At 53.4% G+C, this 17157-nt stretch carries 15 protein-coding genes; 11 read left to right on the top strand and 4 right to left on the bottom strand.

Going from position 1 to position 17157, the window contains the following annotated elements:
* Positions 1-7 precede the first annotated feature (7 nt).
* The 5 genes from ACIDE9_RS10345 (at position 8) to ACIDE9_RS10325 (ending at position 7367) form a co-directional block, all read left to right on the top strand.
* On the top strand, positions 8-895 hold the full coding sequence (locus ACIDE9_RS10345) for an efflux RND transporter periplasmic adaptor subunit (RefSeq protein WP_411994631.1): 888 nt from the start codon (positions 8-10) through the stop codon (positions 893-895).
* A gap of 70 nt (positions 896-965) precedes the next feature.
* Positions 966-2054, top strand: a complete 1089-nt coding sequence (locus ACIDE9_RS10340) for a calcium:proton antiporter (RefSeq protein WP_019883281.1) — start codon at positions 966-968, stop codon at positions 2052-2054.
* Between the two features lie 40 nt (positions 2055-2094).
* Entirely contained in the window at positions 2095-3045 is a 951-nt protein-coding gene (locus tag ACIDE9_RS10335) for a DedA family protein/thiosulfate sulfurtransferase GlpE (RefSeq protein ID WP_194754722.1), read from the top strand.
* On the top strand, positions 3038-6211 hold the full coding sequence (locus ACIDE9_RS10330; RefSeq protein WP_411994629.1) for an efflux RND transporter permease subunit: 3174 nt from the start codon (positions 3038-3040) through the stop codon (positions 6209-6211). Before ACIDE9_RS10335 ends, ACIDE9_RS10330 begins: the two co-directional genes overlap by 8 nt.
* On the top strand, positions 6204-7367 hold the full coding sequence (locus ACIDE9_RS10325; protein ID WP_411994627.1) for an efflux RND transporter periplasmic adaptor subunit: 1164 nt from the start codon (positions 6204-6206) through the stop codon (positions 7365-7367). Before ACIDE9_RS10330 ends, ACIDE9_RS10325 begins: the two co-directional genes overlap by 8 nt.
* Before the next feature lie 17 nt (positions 7368-7384).
* On the opposite strand, the gene ACIDE9_RS10320 is transcribed toward ACIDE9_RS10325, so the two are convergent.
* The 3 genes from ACIDE9_RS10320 to ACIDE9_RS10310 form a co-directional block, all read right to left on the bottom strand.
* Positions 7385-7756 (bottom strand): YidH family protein, encoded by a 372-nt coding sequence (locus ACIDE9_RS10320; RefSeq protein ID WP_194754719.1) that lies wholly within the window; start codon positions 7754-7756, stop codon positions 7385-7387.
* 10 nt (positions 7757-7766) lie between these two features.
* Positions 7767-9971 (bottom strand): RelA/SpoT family protein, encoded by a 2205-nt coding sequence (locus ACIDE9_RS10315; protein WP_411994624.1) that lies wholly within the window; start codon positions 9969-9971, stop codon positions 7767-7769.
* Positions 9972-10055: 84 nt separating this feature from the next.
* Positions 10056-10229 (bottom strand): DUF1328 domain-containing protein, encoded by a 174-nt coding sequence (locus ACIDE9_RS10310; protein ID WP_194754717.1) that lies wholly within the window; start codon positions 10227-10229, stop codon positions 10056-10058.
* Between the two features lie 218 nt (positions 10230-10447).
* Between ACIDE9_RS10310 and ACIDE9_RS10305 the strand changes: the two genes are divergently transcribed.
* On the top strand, positions 10448-10939 hold the full coding sequence (locus ACIDE9_RS10305; protein WP_411994622.1) for a hypothetical protein: 492 nt from the start codon (positions 10448-10450) through the stop codon (positions 10937-10939).
* Between the two features lie 162 nt (positions 10940-11101).
* Entirely contained in the window at positions 11102-11653 is a 552-nt protein-coding gene (locus ACIDE9_RS10300; protein ID WP_411994620.1) for an NAD(P)H-dependent oxidoreductase, read from the top strand.
* A gap of 56 nt (positions 11654-11709) precedes the next feature.
* On the opposite strand, the gene ACIDE9_RS10295 is transcribed toward ACIDE9_RS10300, so the two are convergent.
* A complete protein-coding gene (locus ACIDE9_RS10295; protein ID WP_194754714.1) occupies positions 11710-12843 on the bottom strand; it encodes a sigma-54 interaction domain-containing protein in 1134 nt (377 codons plus the stop codon).
* A gap of 296 nt (positions 12844-13139) precedes the next feature.
* Here ACIDE9_RS10295 and ACIDE9_RS10290 point away from each other — a divergent pair, with 296 nt between their 5' ends.
* The 4 genes from ACIDE9_RS10290 to ACIDE9_RS10275 all read left to right on the top strand — a co-directional run bounded on the left by ACIDE9_RS10290 (position 13140) and on the right by ACIDE9_RS10275 (position 17155).
* On the top strand, positions 13140-13862 hold the full coding sequence (locus ACIDE9_RS10290) for a class II aldolase/adducin family protein (protein ID WP_194754713.1): 723 nt from the start codon (positions 13140-13142) through the stop codon (positions 13860-13862).
* Between the two features lie 16 nt (positions 13863-13878).
* Complete coding sequence (locus tag ACIDE9_RS10285; protein WP_411994617.1) at positions 13879-14937, top strand: ABC transporter substrate-binding protein; 1059 nt, start codon at positions 13879-13881, stop codon at positions 14935-14937.
* A 43-nt stretch (positions 14938-14980) separates the two neighbouring features.
* Positions 14981-16042 (top strand): ABC transporter substrate-binding protein, encoded by a 1062-nt coding sequence (locus ACIDE9_RS10280; protein ID WP_411994616.1) that lies wholly within the window; start codon positions 14981-14983, stop codon positions 16040-16042.
* Positions 16043-16279: 237 nt separating this feature from the next.
* Positions 16280-17155, top strand: a complete 876-nt coding sequence (locus ACIDE9_RS10275; RefSeq protein ID WP_411994615.1) for an ABC transporter ATP-binding protein — start codon at positions 16280-16282, stop codon at positions 17153-17155.
* Positions 17156-17157 lie beyond the last annotated feature (2 nt).

Raw genomic sequence — 17157 nt, 5'->3', positions numbered from 1 at the left:
TTGAATCATGCAAACGCAACGTATCTGGTTTCAGGCAGCAAAAGGTATCCTGCGTGTCGGGATTACGCTGGCAATCGCAGTAGCGGCCGGGTTATTGGCATACAAGTTGTGGGTGCGCTATACCGACTACCCATGGACGCGCGATGGCCGTGTACGTGCCGATGTGGTGAATATTGCGCCGGATGTGGCCGGACTGGTGACCGCCGTGCCGGTGCGTGATAACCAGTATGTACACAAAGGCGATGTGCTGTTCCGCATAGACACCATGCATTATCAGCATGCATTGGCGGAGGCGACTGCATTGACCCAGCAGAGAAAGTCCCTGTGGGAGATGAAGAAACAGCAATCTGCCCGCCGTGCGCATCTGGATGATGAAGTGATTTCACGCGAAAACCGTGAAGATACCGATTTGGGTGCCATGGCCGCCAAAGCTGAATATGAGGCCGCCGTGGCCCAGGTGGAGAAAATCAAACTCGACCTCGAGCGCACCGTGGTGCGGTCGCCAGTGGATGGCTGGGTGTCTAACCTGCTGGTGCGCCCGGGTGATTTTGCCCAGATAGGTGCGGCCAAGCTGGCGGTGATTGACCAGCATTCATTCTGGGTCTATGGCTATTTTGAGGAACATAAATTAAATATGATCCAGGTGGGGGATGCGGCCGAAGTGCAGTTGCTGGGCAGCCACGCCACGCTCAAGGGTCATGTCGAAAGCATTGCCCACGGCATTACCGACCGCGATAACCCGACCGATATCCGTTTGCTGGCCAATGTGAACCCGACCTTTAACTGGGTGCGACTGGCGCAGCGCATCCCGGTGCGTATCCACCTCGACCAGATTCCGGCAGCCATGCCACTGGTCGCCGGGATGACATGTTCGGTGGTAATCAGGCATGGATAAGCAGGGCCACATGCAACAGAACCCGACAGTCTCTGTTAAGATGGTTATTCATTGATCACAATCTAAGCGCATGCTTACCGAAAAACCGCCCGCGGGGCTGCTGTCCCTGATTATTTCCATCGTCGCCTACCTGGCATTGGCGCAAGCTGACAAAGTCATGCACATCGGCCAGCCCGAATCGCTGACCATTTCCATCCTGTTTGTGCTGCTGATTATCAACCTGGCTTTCCAGCTGTCGTTCCAGGTGGAATATGTGGCCGAACGGCTCAAAGAGCCTTATGGCACCATGATCCTGACCATCAGCGCGGTCATCATTGAAGTGGTGATTATTGTCATGATGCTCAGCCATACCTCGTCGACCACGCTGGCCCGGGATGCGATTTATTCTGCGGTGATGCTTGATATCAACGGTATCCTCGGCCTGTGTGCGATTGTCGGTGGCATCAAATATGGTGAGGTGGAGTACAACGTCAACTCCGGCAATACCTATATTGTCATGATCATGACGGCACTGGGCATCTCCATGGCACTGCCAGCTTTTTTGCCGCCTGAGCACTGGCGTTTGTATTCGATGTTTACCATTGTCACCATGAGCGTGTTTTATGCATTGTTCCTGAAAATGCAAACCGGGCGCCATCGTAACTATTTCAGTTACCGCGACCAACATCAGGCACAAACCGGGCAGTCGGCTGGCGCGATGAGCGCAGATGTCAGATTTTCCATTCTTTACATGTTGGCCGGCATCATTACCATCGGTTTCCTGTCTGAGGAGATGAGCATGCATATGGATGCCGGTTTAACCGGCAGCGGCGTGCCACCGATTGTGGCTGCGATTGTGGTGGCCATCATTGCCGCCAGCCCGGAAGTACTCACGGCGTTGAAGGCTGCGGTCAATGACCGCATGCAAACGGTGGTGAATATTTCACTGGGGGCCACCTTGTCGACCGTGATCCTGACTGTGCCGGTGATTGAGGCCATTGCACTGATTGAAGACCGGCCGCTGATTGTCGGTTTGTCGCCGACGCAGATGGTGATGACGTTCCTGACCCTGATTGTCGCGACCATCAATTTGCATGATGGTGAAACCAATGCCATTGAAGGTATGACGCATTTTGTATTATTTATGGCCTTTGCCATGCTGGCCGCTTTGGGTATGTAGTGTTGTTTTTATAATGTTTGTCGCGAATTAATCATCCTTTATGAATACCGTTCTTGAGTTGATACAGCAATATGGGTTGCTGATCGTGTTTGCCAGTGTGTTCCTCGAGCAAATGGGCTTGCCTTTACCGGCCTACCCGACCTTGTTGCTGGCAGGTGTGCTGATCGGTAATGGCCAGTACTCCTGGGCAGCCATGCTGCTGGTGGCCGTGGGTGCTGCGCTGGTGGCAGATTCCATCTGGTACCGTGCCGGACGTAAATATGGCAAACGCGTGATGGGCAAGTTGTGCAAAATCTCTTTATCCCCGGATACCTGTGTGCGGCAAACGGAGGCCTTGTACCTGAAATTTGGCCCGCCTGCCTTGCTGGTCTGTAAATTCATTCCCGGCTTTGCCTCAATTTCCAGTGCACTGGCCGGTTCGTCGGGCACGCGCTACTGGCTGTTTGCGCTCATGGATGGCCTGGGTGCATTGTTATGGGCAGGTTCTGCGCTATGGCTGGGTAATTTGTTCAGTTCGGCGATTGATGAGTTGATGCTCACTCTGGTTGAAATGGGTAAGTGGGGCACCTTGCTGGTACTGGTGTTACTGGCTGCATTCATCGCCTCTAAGTGGTGGGACAGGCAGCGGTTTATCAAGAGCCTGCGCATGGCACGTATCAGCGTGCAGGAATTAAACGACATGCTGAGCCAGGGTGTTGCGCCCGTCATCCTGGATACGCGTGCCAAACACCTGGTGGATGATGGCTGGATTCCAGGCGCACAGTTTGTCACATTGGACGAAGTGGACCAACTGGTGCTGGATATCGACGAAGATGCGCCCGTGGTGTTGTACTGCTCATGCCCGAATGAAGTGACGGCGGCCAAGGTGGCCAAAAAACTGATTAACCGCGGTTATCGCAATATCCGTCCATTGAGTGGCGGCATTGATGCCTGGCGCGATGCCGGGTTTGAAGTCAGCACCACAGAGGTGGAGAAAGTGTTACATGTTTAACGTGGTGGGCATTGCGCTCAAACGGCCTTATACCTTTGTGGTGATGGCTTTGCTGATTTTAATTTTTGGCACCTTGTCTGCCATGCGCAGCCCGGTCGATATTTTTCCCGAAATCCGTATCCCGGTGGTGGCAGTTGCCTGGCAATATACCGGCTTGCCGCCAGATGATATGGCAGGCCGCATCACGACGCTTTACCAGCGCACGCTGACAACGACTGTCAACGATATTGAGCATATCGAGGCCAACTCCTACAACGGCTTTGCCATCGTTAAAATCTTTTTTCATACTGGGGTGAATATCGCGACGGCCAATGCGCAGGTGTCGGCCATCTCGCAAACGGTGACGCGGCAAATGCCAACCGGCACCACGCCACCGCTGATCCTGAATTACAACGCATCTACGGTGCCGATTTTACAGATTGCCTTGTCCGGCAAAGGCCTGACCGAGCAAAACCTGGCTGACCTCGGCTTGAACGCCGTGCGTATCCGCCTGGTGACCGTGCCGGGGGCGGGTGTGCCTTTCCCTTATGGCGGCAAGAGCCGCCAAATCCAGATCGACCTCAATCCGGCCGCCTTGCAGGCACGCGGCCTGTCTGCGCAGGATATTTCGAATGCGCTGGCTGCCCATAATATGGTGGTGCCGATCGGTACGCAAAAAATCGGCAGCATTGAATACACCTTAAACCTCAATAATGCCGCCGCGGCGATTGAAGACCTGGCTAATATCCCGGTGAAAGTAGTCAATGGTGCCACCGTGTATATGCGCGATATCGGCCAGGTGCGTGACGGTAACCCGCCGCAAACCAACATCGTGCATGTGGATGGTAACCGCTCGGTGCTGATGACCATCCTTAAGAATGGCGCGATTTCGACGCTGGCCATTGTTGACGGTATCAAAGCCAAACTGGAGGAAATCAAACCCGGCTTGCCAGAGACGCTGGTTGCCACACCGATCAATGACCAGTCTATTTTTGTGCGTGCCGCGATTGATGGCGTGGTGTTTGAAGGTGTGCTGGCGGCGATTTTAACCAGCCTCATGATCCTGCTGTTTTTGGGCAGCTGGCGTTCATCGCTGATTATTGCGACCTCCATTCCGCTGTCTATCCTGGGGGCGATCATTGGCTTGTCTGCCATCGGCGAAACGCTGAATATCATGACCTTGGGCGGCCTGGCACTGGCGGTAGGCTTACTGGTGGATGAGGCAACGGTCACCATCGAAAATATCAATTGGCACCTGGAGCAGGGCAAGCCGGTCGAACAGTCTATCCTCGATGGCGCAGCTCAAATCGTCACGCCCGCGTTTGTGTCGCTGTTGTGTATCTGTATCGTGTTTGTGCCTATGTTTTTTCTCGAAGGCGTGTCGCGCTACCTGTTTGTGCCCATGGCTGAAGCGGTGATGTTTGCCATGGTCAGCTCATTTATCTTGTCGCGTACGCTGGTGCCCACCATGGCGAATTACCTGCTTAAACCGCATTTGCACGAAGAGCACAGGCCGGTCAGCCGTAACCCGCTGGTACTTTTTCAGCAATGGTTTGAAGCCCGGTTTGAGCGCATCCGTCATGGCTATAAAGCTATCCTGATATTGGCTGTCGACCATAGCCGTTTGTTTATGGTTGGTTTTATGGCGGTGGTCATGCTGTCGTTTTTATTGCTCCCCATGCTGGGCAGCAACTTCTTCCCCAGTGTCGATAGCGGGCAAATCCTCATGCATGCACGCGTGCCGGTGGGGACGCGGATTGAAGACACGGCCAACCGTTTTGCCAATATTCAGGCGGCGATTAAAAAGGTCATTCCAGCAGATGAAATCCTGACCATTGTCGACAATATCGGCATGCCGATCAGTAGTATCAACATGACTTATAACAATACCGGCCTGACCGGCGCGCATGATGGCGATATCCAGATTGCACTTAAAGCACATCACGCGCCGACGGCCGATTATGTCCGCATCCTGCGCGAAGTGTTGCCCAAGCAGTTCCCGGATACCACTTTTTCGTTTCCGCCTGCCGATATTGTCAGCCAGATTCTCAACTTCGGTTCGCCTGCACCAATTGATATCCAGATCCGTGGTGGCAAACTGGCTGACGATTTTACTTATGCCAACCAGCTACTGGCCAAGGTGCGTCAGGTGCCTGGCGTGGTCGATGCACGTATCCAGCAATCACGCAGTCGACCTTCATTTGATATTGCCATTGATAAGACCCGCGCGCAGGAAATCGGCATCAGTACGCGCGATGTGACCAATAGCATGGTGATTAATATGGCCGGTAGCTCACAGGTTTCACCCACCTACTGGCTCAACCCGGCCAATGGCGTGACCTATCCTATTGTGCTGCAAACACCGCAATATCAATTGGATAGCCTGAATGCACTGGCCAATTTGCCGATTAGCGGTAGCGATGGCCCGTTGCAGACCCTGGGCGGGATTGCCACCTTTAAACGCAGCGTCGGCAATGCCGTGGTCAGCCAGTATGATATCCAGCCTATGGTGCAAGTGCATGCCAGTACGCAGGACCGAGACCTTGGCGCCGTGGCAGCCGATATCCGCAAGATACTGGAAGAGACCAAAGACCAGGTGCCCAAGGCGGCGACTGTGGTGATGCTGGGCCAGGCCTATACCATGGACCATGCATTCACCGGCCTGTTTTTTGGCTTGCTGGGGGCGATTGTGCTGATTTACCTGCTGATTGTAGTCAATTTGCAATCCTGGAGTGACCCGTTTGTGATTATCTCTGCCTTGCCTGCAGCATTGGCAGGCATCGTCTGGATGCTGTTTGTGACCTACACCCCCTTATCGGTGCCCGCCCTGACTGGCGCCATTATGTGTATGGGCGTGGCGACGGCCAACAGTGTGCTGGTGATCAGTTTTGCCCGTGAGCGCCTGGCCGAGCTGCAAGATGCCACTGCGGCGGCGATTGATGCAGGGTTTGTGCGCTTCCGTCCGGTGTTAATGACGGCATTGGCGATGGTGATCGGCATGACGCCGATGGCCCTGGGCCTGGGCGAAGGCGGCGAGCAGAATGCCCCATTGGGCCGTGCCGTGATTGGCGGTCTATTATTTGCGACGGTGGCCACGCTGCTGTTTGTGCCGGTGGTGTTTAACGCCATCCACAAAAAGCACTACCCGCGCCCTGTCAGTGTTTCTAGCGGAGATGTACATGCGTAATGCGACGACGGGGACTTCCCGTGGACTTAAACTGGGTGGCCTGCTGTTGGCCCTGGCTGCGATTGGGATTGTGGTGATTGGTGTGACCAGTCGCGCGGGTAATCACGAAAAACTCAAAGCCTGGACAGACAAACAGGCCGTGGCGACCGTGAGTGTCAGCCAGCCTGATTATGGTGCAGAAGCGGGCAGCCTGAACCTGCCTGGCCGCTTTGAGGCCTATGCCCGTGCGCCTATTTATGCGCGGGTTAGCGGGTATCTGAAGAACTGGAAGGTTGATATTGGTGGCAGTGTTAAGAACGGGCAATTGCTGGCAGAAATCGAAACCCCGGACCTGGACCAGGAGCTATTACAGGCCAAAGCTGACCTGGCTAGTGCCCAGGCCAATGTTGCGCTGGCGGAAACCACGGCCAAGCGCTGGCAGGATATGCTGAAAACGCAATCTATTGCACGGCAGGAAGTGGATGAAAAGGTCGGCGACTACCAAAGCAAGCAGGCGATCGTGAAAGCAGCTGAAGCCAATGTGAACCGCCTGCTTGCGCTCAAGAGCTTCGCTAAAATTCTGGCGCCTTTTGATGGCTCGGTCACGGCGCGTAATACCGATACCGGGGCCCTGATTAATGCGGGCAATAGCGGTACGACGGCACAGCCATTGTTTGAAGTGTCCAATACCCGCAAACTGCGTTTATACATCAATGTGCCGCAAAACTATGTCAGCCAGATCAAGCCAGGCGGCAAAGCGCAGTTTACGGTGCCAGATTCGCCAGATGCCGTGTTTGAGGCCACCATACAGTCGACTTCGGGCGCTATCAATGCGTCGTCTGGAACGACATTGGTGCAATTGCTGGTGGATAATGCGGCTGGCCGTTTCCTGCCAGGCGGCTTTGCTAACGTGAATCTGGCATTGAATGATGCCGCTGGCCGCTTAAGTATTCCGGCCAGTGCGCTGATTTTTGACCAGAACGGGCTGAAGGTCGCCACCGTTGGCCAGGATCACAAAGTGGTATTAAAGACGATTACCATTGCCCGAGACCTCGGCAAAACGCTGGAAGTGCAGTCTGGCCTGACCAGCCAGGACCAGGTGATTGAGAATCCGCCAGATGGCGTGACGGATGGTGTGCTGGTGAATATTGCCGCAGGCGCAGATGCATCCAAGTAAGGAAGCGGGGCGTATTATTAGCGCGTGAGTATCAGCCAGCCGCTTAAGGCCACCGCAGTGACGGCCAGAAACAGATTGACCGCAGGCGGTAACCACAACACATGGCCGCGGGGTTTTTCCTGTGGATTCAGCGACTGGCAAAATACCAGGAACTGACCCGCAGACAATATGGCGGTACAGGCGCCAATGAGAATAAAACCGACCCCGATATACAGCGATAACGCGCTTTGTGCATGTGGCAGTGGGTGATCGTGTGCCACCAGTTGCATAAACAGGCCAAAGCGCTCAATCACAAAGCCCAGCCCCATCAAGGCAATTGCTGAGCGTTGCCAGGCCAGCAAGGTGCGTTCGGCAGCAAAATACACACGTGGGTCGTCAAGATAAGACATATGGCCTCTTTCAGGTTTTTCGTTGTGCCGAGATCACACCTGGCACCTGTTGTAAGCGCAGCAGCAAGTGCTGCAACTGGTCAATATCACTTAACTCTACGGTGAATTGCATCAATGCCACATGGTTGCGACTCAGCGTATTGGCCTTGGTAGTATTGATTTTTTCACGCGCAAACAGTTCGCTGATATCGCGTAGCAAGCCCTGCCTGTCATTGGCTTCCAGCACAATATCCACTTCTGATAACCCTGATTGGCTGTTGCCCCATTGTGCGGCCAGCAAGCGATTCTGGCGTATCTCGGCCAGGCGGCTAATAAAGGTGCAGGCCTGGCGGTGGATGGTGACGCTGTGGTTGCGTGTCAGGTAGCCGACGATGGGCTCTGGCGACACCGGTTTGCAGCATCTGGCCATGGTGGTTTGCACATTGCCTATGCCTTCAATGGTGACGCCTGCATGGTTGACCTGCGAAGCGGTTGGGCGTTTGACCAGTGGCGGTGCGGGTGCCGGTTCGGCAGGGGCGATTTCGCCCTGGATGGTAATGGCAATCTGGTGCTCGCTAATGTCACCGCGCCCAATCGCTGCCAGACAATCTTCCAGCTTCTGGAATTGCAATTTTTGCGCGATACGTTCCAGTGGCAGGCTGCTTGCCCCGGCTCTATGCAGTTCTTTATCTAGCTTGGCGCGGCCCTGGGCGACATTTTCGTCAAAGTGCTGGTATTTAAACCAGTGCCTGACCTTGGCGCGCGCACTCGGACTTTGCAAAAAACCCAATGATGCATTCAGCCAGTCGCGGCTGGGGGCGCCCTGTTTGGCGGTGAGAATCTCCACCCGTTGCCCGTTCTCCAGCCGCGTGTGTAACGGCACGATTTGACCATTGATTTTGGCGCCCTTGGTTCTATGCCCGAGGTCGGTATGCAAGGCATAGGCAAAATCAATCGGCGTGGCGCCGTGCGGCAAATCAATGACTTTGCCTTGTGGCGTCAGCACATACACCTTGTCCTGGAACAGTTCGCTATTAAATTGTTCCAGCAAATCGCCATGGTCGGCCACGTCGTCTTTCCAGGAAAGAATCTGGCGTAACCAGGCAATTTTTTCATCAAACCTGGCATCTGACTTGGCGCCTTCCTTGTAGCGCCAGTGTGCTGCCACGCCTAGCTCCGAATGCTGGTGCATTTCAAAGGTGCGGATTTGCACCTCCAGCGCCAGGCCGCGCGGGCCACTCACTGCCGTATGCAATGAACGGTAATTGTTGCTTTTCGGGCGCGCGATATAGTCGTCAAACTCACCCGGAATCGGCTGCCACAGGTGATGCACCAGGCCGAGTGCGGTATAGCAGTCCTTGATATCGTCTACCATGATGCGCACGGCACGCACGTCATACAGCTGGTTAAACTGCAAATGCTTGCTCTTCATTTTTTTGACGATGCTGGAGATATGCTTGGGCCGACCGCTGACTTCCGCCTTGACGCCCGCCAGCGTGAGTTCGTGTTGCAGTTGGGCGACCACGTCTGCAATGTATTGTTCGCGGTCAACACGCCGCTCGTCTAGCATCTTCGCCACTTCTTTATAGAGCTGTGGCTCCAGGTAGCGCAACGATAAATCTTCCAGCTCCCATTTCAATTGCCACACGCCCAGCCTGTTGGCCAGCGGGGCAAAAATACTCTGGTTTTCGCGAGCCACCTGCGCCTGTACCTCGGGGCTGGCCCCAGAGAGGTGTCGCAGTAATTGCGTGCGTTCTGCCAGCTTGATTAGGACCACGCGGATATCCTGCACCATGGCCAGCAGCATTTTGCGCAGGGCTTCCAGTTGTTGTGCACGGTCATGCTGTGCGCTATCGACCTCGCTCAAGGCCTGAATCTGTGACATACGGGCGATGCCCTCGACCAAACTCACTACCGTTGGACCGAACTGGCTGGACAACTCAACTGACCAATCGCTTAAGCAGTCAGGCGTTGCCTGTAAGATCGCAGCCACCAGGCTATCTGCATCCATATTCATCTCAGTCAGAATGGCGGCAGTTTCCAACGCATGTTGCAGCAAGGGGCTGCTGTTCATGGCGCATTTTTCTCGATACAGCGTGGCAGCCAGCTCACCGGCCTGGCGAATCTGCGCTAATTCATGGGGGGTAAAACGGGACGGTAAAGACGCAATCCATGCGGCGAGCGCCTGAGGATCGTTGGCAATAGGAGTGTGTGCGGGGCGGCTGACTGAAACCATGAACTATTATCGCCGCGATTGCGCATGAGCGTAAAGCTAAAACGCGCCATGACAATGGTCAGGGCGCGTGATTTGGATCAGCTGTTATGCAAACAGGCTGATACCCAACGCTGCAGCCAAGGCGATGCCAATCGCCAGCAGCAGGAAAATAAAGAAGAACACTTTCGAGATCGTGGCGGCACCAGACTCAATGCCCCTGAAACCCAGTAAACCAGCCACAAAAGAGATCACAAGAAACAGCAATGCATAATAAAGCATAGGTCTGACCTTTCGTTTTAGACAGAGAAGATGTTGGCATCTTAAAAGGCCGGGCAGGCTAGTCCTATCGGTGCTTTGCTAAATTGCTGGTCAGAATTTGCCTACGGGGTCGCGTTTTACAAAGGTTAATCCTCTTCGCCTGTTTACCAAATGCGCTATATTGGCAGATGTCATCTGCCTATTTAAATAAAAAGCATCCTCAATGAAGGGAACATGCCATGCGTTCGACCACCATCCCCGCCAGTGTTCGCCTGGCTTGCTTGCTCATGATGCTGCCATGTCTGTTGCCAGTGTTGGTGTTGGCCGCCAGTGACAGTGCTAAAGTGATACATGCACCGTTACCCGGCAGCAAAACAGCGGCCAAACCGGCAGTCGTTGCGCTTGTCAGCATGGATGAAGTGTTACCCGATTGCCAGCAGCAAGTCACGGTGGCGACCGTGAAAACCGTGGCTTACAGCGAGAGTGGTATGACGCCGGAGAAAATTGGCGTTGACTGGCTGGGGCGTAAGCTCGATATTGCGACCAACGTCGGCGAGAACCCGGTGTTGTCGCTGGAAGAAATTCAGGCCGCGCACCAGTTTATCAAGATCGGCAAACGCTACCTGATTCATTTTCAGTCGTGTGGTGACGGTAGTGGCCAGCGTAGCCTGATTAATATGTACGCTGAACACATGACACCTGCGCGCCCCACGCGCAAAATTAAAACCTAGTCGCCTGGGTCGCGCAGGTCTGATGTGTTGCATTCCCAACATTTGAGGGGATTTGATTGTTGATTAGGCAGCATCTGTTTTGCATGTGATTGATTTTAAATGATTTAAATCTGGCATTTAATTTGCTATTAAACAAGGACATTGTTTAATCAGGAAATCGAAATGCCAAGAATTGTTGGAGTCTCCGGGAATATCACCGCCCCTTCCAGAACGCTGTCACTGGTAGAAGCTGCCGTGGCCAAAGCCAGCCAGAAGTTTCATAGCCCGGGTGAGGTGATCGATATCTCTAAACTGGCCGCCGACTTAGGGCCTACTGTGTCATTCAACCAATTTCCGCCAGCGTTGACGCAAGCCTATGACAAATTGCACCAGGCCGATATTATCGTCATTGGTACGCCAGTGTATAAAGCTTCTTATACTGGCCTGCTCAAACACTTTTTCGACCTGATAGACCCGAAAAAACTCACGGGTAAAGTGGCGATCCTCGTTGCCACTGGTGGCAGCGATCACCATGCGCTGGTGCTGGAGTCGCACTTGAGAAGTCTGGCCAGCTTTTTTGGTATTTACACCATCCCGACCACGATTTTTGCCAGGGATGCTGAGTTTACCAACTATCAACTGGATAGCGCCGTGATTGAACAGCGTATTGAGCAGGCATTGGCGCAGGCTGCGGTGCTCATCAAGCAGCATCTGCCAGAGACGCTAGTGGCTTAATGCAGGCTATTGGAGTGCGTTCTACATAAAAAAGAGGGGTATCAAACCCCTCTTTTTTATGCGATCAGGTTAAGCTCTTTTAACCTGGCGCGCAGGATATTGCGGCTGATGCCTAGCAGTTTGGCGGTGTGTACCTGGTTGTTTTTGCTGTGCTCGTAAGCCTTGCTTACCGTGGTGCCATTGATCAGTTCGTACAGATTTTCTGGTGCCTGCTCAAACAATTCCTCCAGCACGCTCTCCAGCTTGTACAACGCGCTTTGGCGTTCGTAACTGATGCGGCTGGGAATCGGTGCTGTGATACCGCTGTCATCCTCAGTCGTCAATTCTGGCCGGTTAAAGCTGATCTTTGGCAGGTTCAGGTCTTTCGGGTACAGCGTGTTGGAGGTACTCACCAAGACTGCGCGGTGGATCACATTCTCCAGTTCGCGGATGTTGCCTGGCCACGGATAGTCCATGAGCAACGAAGTGGTTTCTGGTGCTAATGTGTGGCTAGATGTATTTAACTTGTTGCGATATACATTTAAAAAGTGCTCAACTAGCGGCAAAATGTCACCCCGGCGTTCGCGCAGGGGCAGCAGTTCTACCGGGACGACTTTAATGCGGTAGTACAAATCTTCGCGGAAACGCCCGGCTTTCACCGCTTCTTCGAGGTTAACGTTGGTCGCCGCAATCAGGCGCACATCAATCGGAATCGGCTTTCTGGCGCCTACACGTACCACTTCGCGTTCTTGAAGCACGCGCAATAATTTTACCTGGGTAGACTGCGGTAAATCACCAATTTCATCCAGGAACAGTGTGCCACCATTGGCGGTTTCAAACCAGCCCACTTTGGACGTGTTGGCGCCGGTAAATGCGCCTTTTTCATAGCCAAACAACTCGCTTTCTACCAGTGTTTCGGAGAAGGCGCCGCAATTAATCGCCTGAAACGGGCCGTTTCTACGGTTGCTCAGTGAGTGAATGTGGCGGGCAATCAGTTCCTTGCCGGTCCCGGTTTCGCCAATAATCAGCGCGGTTGCATTGCTGGACGCAATTCTTTCGATTAAGGACAGCAAATTTTGTGACTTGGGATCGCTGAACACCAGTGCACTTGCCCGCACGGACAAGCTGACGGCAGACGGATTCGGGTGTGTGATCACATGATCGGTACGTTCGGTGTACGAATCACGGATATCCCATCGTTGTGCGCTCATCATTGACTCCTTATTTAACAGGCGAGTCACTATATTACATTGATCATTAATAAGTCAAAGTTCTATAAATTATAACAATATTCATATTGGTTATATTGATGGCGGCCTTGGTGAGGGATGGGAATTCAACATTTTGCTGTGTTAATCGCAACACTTGTTGCCTGGGCAACAGGCGTTTGATGGTTGTGATTTTATTAACATGATGATTTTTATAGGTAAATTTTCAATGTTGCAGGTGGCACAGTCTTTGCAAAATAGTCCGTGTTGTTTTCACATGTATTTTGAAAGGACTGACAATGACTGTCGTGACTATTAATACCGAACTGGATCTGGAACGTTACGTGAGCGAGACTGTGGCAGAAGCCAAACTGGCATTTGACGTGTTCCGCGAGACGGACACCATCACCGCCAATGGCACCGTGGGGTTTGTACACCGCGTGCCAGGCCAGGACAAGTTGATCATCGTGAATGATCCCGGCCCGTTTAATAAAGGCAAGGCCATTGAAGCCACCGTAGTGGGGTTTGATGGCACCGTTTATTCTGGTAAGGGCAGTGGCGCAGGCGCTGGCCGCTACACCAAGTTGTTCCAGGTGCGTCCCGAAGTGACCACTATTTCACACATACACTCCACCTATCTGGGTGCCTGGGCACAAACGCATCGCACCCTGCCTATCCGCTATGTGCCGGTACAGCGCTTTAACCTGATTAAAGAAATCCCGATTTATATTGACCGCCGTCAGCAGGAGGTGGATTTCATCCTTGATCAGATTGCGATTAATCCGCATAACATCGCGATTTTGGAAGCCAACGGTGGCTCGACGGTGTGGGGTAAAGAGGGCCTGCGTAAATTGGCCGAGTTTATTTTGTTGCTGGAAGAAGGCGCCAAGTTGCAAACCCTGGCAGAAGCGCTGGGTGGTTCACGCGAGTATGGTCCAGGGGTGTTGAAGCAGCAATGGAAGATGGCCAAGCTTTATGAGCAAGCCAAAGAAGAAGGCTTGTTGCGACCATCTGACTTGTAATGACAGGAGCGTTCAAGTGACCACAGCACACACTATCGACCAACTCTGGTTCACGCGTTGCCCGGTGCCGACCGCCACTGGTCTGGCCTATAAATTGGGCTGGCTCAATGAAGAGTTCGCGCGCGACAACATCAACATCGCCACCTTGCAGGAGGCGCCGAAAGAGCTGTCCAAGCATCATTATGATCATGAATTACCTTCATTGATCCGCGAAGGGGGTAACTTGCTGGCACTGGCTGCCAAAGCCCAGGGTGCGCCGACCAAGCTCATTGGCCTGACCTGGATTGACGAGTGGCAGGCGATTCTGGTGCGGCCGGATAGCGGCATTACCCAGCCTGAGCAGTTGAAGGGCTTGCGCCTGGCGTTGCCGGCGTTTATCGAGCACCCGATTGCCAGCCATGTGCGTGGTAGCAGTATCGCGCGAGGCATGAGTTTGCATGGGTATAAAGGCGCGCTGAACATTGCTGGCTTGACGCTGGATGATGTCAGTCTGGTAGAGGTGCCGTCTGGTCGTGGTAACCGCAATGGTCGTGATAACCGTAATAATCTGGGCGAGTTGTGGTCTGGTCTGGATGCGCTCATCGAAGGCAAAGTCGATGCAGTGTATGTGAAAGGCGCGTCTGCGGTCGATGCCGCTAAGCGCGTTGGTGCGGTCGTGGGCATAGACCTCGACAGTTATCCCGAGCTGTCGAGCCGCGTCAATAATGGCACGCCACGGCCGATTACCGTGCATCAGTCATTGCTGGACAATCATTATGACCTGGTGGTGCGTTTCCTTTACCAGACCTTGCGTGCGGCAGACTGGGCCAAAAGTAACCTCAAAGGTGTGCGCGAGATTCTGGAATCCGAAACCCGCTCTGGCGAAGATGGCGTGGCGACGGCGTATGGGGAAAACTTCCATCTGCAACTGGCCCCTGATTTGTCCCCGGAACGTGTAGCGCTGTTCCACCAGCAAAAGAACTTCATGCTGGTGCACGGCCTGTTGGACAAAGATTTTGACCTGGATGACTGGATTGATTTCAGGCCGCTGCGTGATGCCGAGCAACAATTGCATCAATATGCTGCGGTTGCCTAAAGCCTGGTTCGCCAAGCTTAAGAATAAACAAGGAGTAAGTAGTATGAGATTTTTACGATATGTATTATCAGTGTTGACCTTGGCGGCGCTGGCTGCGCCCATGGTGCATGCTGAAACCGACCCGAAAGTGGTTCGGATTGCCACCGTGGCCTATAACCTCAATGGCAAAACGCATTACCTGGGCAGCACCGAGCTGGCCAGTGAAACCGGTCTCGAAGAGGCCTTGGCCAAACGCGGCGTCAAGCTGGAGTGGGTGCCAGCGGCCACGGCGATGGTTGGGCCGATTGTTAATGAAGCCTTTGCCAACAAAAGCATAGACTTTGCTGCTTATGGCGATTTGCCGCCGATTATTTTGAACGGCTCCAAACCGCGCGTGCAACTGGTGTCACCGTGGGGGCGTAGCGGTAACTCTTATCTTGTGGTGCCCGCCAACTCAACGGCGAAAAGCATTGCCGACCTCAAAGGCAAGCGCATTGCCTTGCATAGAGGCCGTCCATGGGAGATCCCATTTGCCAATCTGGTGCAAAAAAATGGCTTCAAGCTGACCGATTTCAAAATCGTCAATGTAAATCCGCAAGTGGGTGCTGCGGCACTGGCAAGCGGCTCAGTGGATGCCTTCTATTCGTTAAGCGATGCTTATAACCTGGTGGATAAAGGCGTGGGTAAGATTATCTGGTCAACCAAGAATGCACCACCAGACTGGAAACTGATGGGTGGTTTGTGGGCACGCAATGACTTTGTCAAAGAGCATCCTGAACTCACCCAGGCCATCGTGACCTCGTTTATTAAAGCCAACCATTGGGCGGCGCAAGAGGCACACAAAGAAACCTATCTCAAAGAGTATGCCAGCCTGGTGCAGCCCGAGAGTGTGGTCAGACGTGATTATGAGGACGATAGTGTGAGTTGGCGTGATCGCTGGTCACCGCTATATGACCAGGCGCTGGTGGATCATTACAAGCGTGCCGCGTCTTATGCACGTGAGTCCGGCCTGATTCGCAACGATATTGATATTCAGCAGCTGCTCAATTCCAGCTTTGTCGACAAAGCCTTGAAAGAGCTCAACCTGGAAACGTTCTGGGCACCTGCCCGCGTCGCTTCACAATAATAACCCTCATTGCCTCCCGGCAATCCCTGATAACAGATGGTCTCCCGCCATCTGTTTTTTTATGTCTGTTGCTATGCCAGCAGCAGGCATCAATCAAATGATGGATATACAACATTGCTCAATATGGGGTATTCGCCATTTTATTCATAACCGTATGATTATTAAGTGATAAATATTAATTTTCAACTTGGCACAGCGATTGCCTATAGATAGCTAGTTATTTGTACAGGATAAAACATGAGTCGCCCCAAAACTGCTCTAAGTGTGATTAACGAAGCACACGCTGATCATCCAGGAGACGGCCTGACCTCGGTCAGATCATCGGGCCTGCGTGGGGGGCAGCATCTGTCACTGGCAAGTGTCTCCGCTGTGCTGGCGGTAGAGGGCGTCTCCAAAACTTTCCAACTCAACGGTAAAGCGCTGACGGTGTTGTCTGACTTTTCGCTGGCCGTCAGCAAAGGCGAGTTTATTTCGATTGTCGGTAGCAGTGGTTGCGGCAAATCTACCTTACTCAGACTGATTGCCGGTCTGGATAGCAGCTACGACGGCAGCATCGTCTGGCTAGGTGAACAAGTGTCGGGGACCTCGCTCGATAGAGGGCTGGTGTTTCAAGAGCATCGATTGTTTCCATGGTTGACCGTTGAGCAGAATGTAGCGCTGGCCTTGGAATCGTCCGGGCTGACGCAGCAGGAGATTGATGCACGCGTCAAACACCAGATTGAGCTGGTTGGCTTGAGTGGGTTTGCCCAGGCTTACCCACACCAGATTTCCGGCGGTATGTCACAGCGTGTCGCCATCGCCAGGGCCTTGGTGCTTAAACCGCGCTTGCTGTTGCTGGATGAACCGTTTGGCGCACTGGATGCCCTGACCCGCCTGAAGATGCAGCAAGAGTTGCAGCGTCTGTGGGAAACCGAAGGCACGACGTCCATCCTGGTCACGCACGACGTGGAAGAAGCGGTGTTTCTGGGTGATCGTGTGGTGGTGATGGAAGCGAATCCCGGACGTATCAAGCGTGTCGTCGACGTCGATTTGCCTAGGCCACGGCACCGTACTTCAGCCGAGTTTCAGCATATTAAAGATGATGTCTTAAGTGACTTCATCGAGATTAGTTAGAG

It is taken from the genome of Methylophilus sp. 'Pure River', from assembly GCF_046765995.1.
Classification (GTDB): Bacteria; Pseudomonadota; Gammaproteobacteria; order Burkholderiales; family Methylophilaceae; genus Methylophilus.
Note: the sequence above shows the minus strand (reverse complement) of the source record. Positions and strands in the feature narration are given on the sequence as shown.

Coding starts and splice junctions, on each gene's coding strand:
- ACIDE9_RS10345 (WP_411994631.1), top strand. CDS start 8: ATGCAAACGCAACGTATCTGGTTTCAGGCAGCAAAAGGTATCCTGCGT.
- ACIDE9_RS10340 (WP_019883281.1), top strand. CDS start 966: ATGCTTACCGAAAAACCGCCCGCGGGGCTGCTGTCCCTGATTATTTCC.
- ACIDE9_RS10335 (WP_194754722.1), top strand. CDS start 2,095: ATGAATACCGTTCTTGAGTTGATACAGCAATATGGGTTGCTGATCGTG.
- ACIDE9_RS10330 (WP_411994629.1), top strand. CDS start 3,038: ATGTTTAACGTGGTGGGCATTGCGCTCAAACGGCCTTATACCTTTGTG.
- ACIDE9_RS10325 (WP_411994627.1), top strand. CDS start 6,204: ATGCGTAATGCGACGACGGGGACTTCCCGTGGACTTAAACTGGGTGGC.
- ACIDE9_RS10320 (WP_194754719.1), bottom strand. CDS start 7,756: ATGTCTTATCTTGACGACCCACGTGTGTATTTTGCTGCCGAACGCACC.
- ACIDE9_RS10315 (WP_411994624.1), bottom strand. CDS start 9,971: ATGGTTTCAGTCAGCCGCCCCGCACACACTCCTATTGCCAACGATCCT.
- ACIDE9_RS10310 (WP_194754717.1), bottom strand. CDS start 10,229: ATGCTTTATTATGCATTGCTGTTTCTTGTGATCTCTTTTGTGGCTGGT.
- ACIDE9_RS10305 (WP_411994622.1), top strand. CDS start 10,448: ATGCGTTCGACCACCATCCCCGCCAGTGTTCGCCTGGCTTGCTTGCTC.
- ACIDE9_RS10300 (WP_411994620.1), top strand. CDS start 11,102: ATGCCAAGAATTGTTGGAGTCTCCGGGAATATCACCGCCCCTTCCAGA.
- ACIDE9_RS10295 (WP_194754714.1), bottom strand. CDS start 12,843: ATGAGCGCACAACGATGGGATATCCGTGATTCGTACACCGAACGTACC.
- ACIDE9_RS10290 (WP_194754713.1), top strand. CDS start 13,140: ATGACTGTCGTGACTATTAATACCGAACTGGATCTGGAACGTTACGTG.
- ACIDE9_RS10280 (WP_411994616.1), top strand. CDS start 14,981: ATGAGATTTTTACGATATGTATTATCAGTGTTGACCTTGGCGGCGCTG.
- ACIDE9_RS10275 (WP_411994615.1), top strand. CDS start 16,280: ATGAGTCGCCCCAAAACTGCTCTAAGTGTGATTAACGAAGCACACGCT.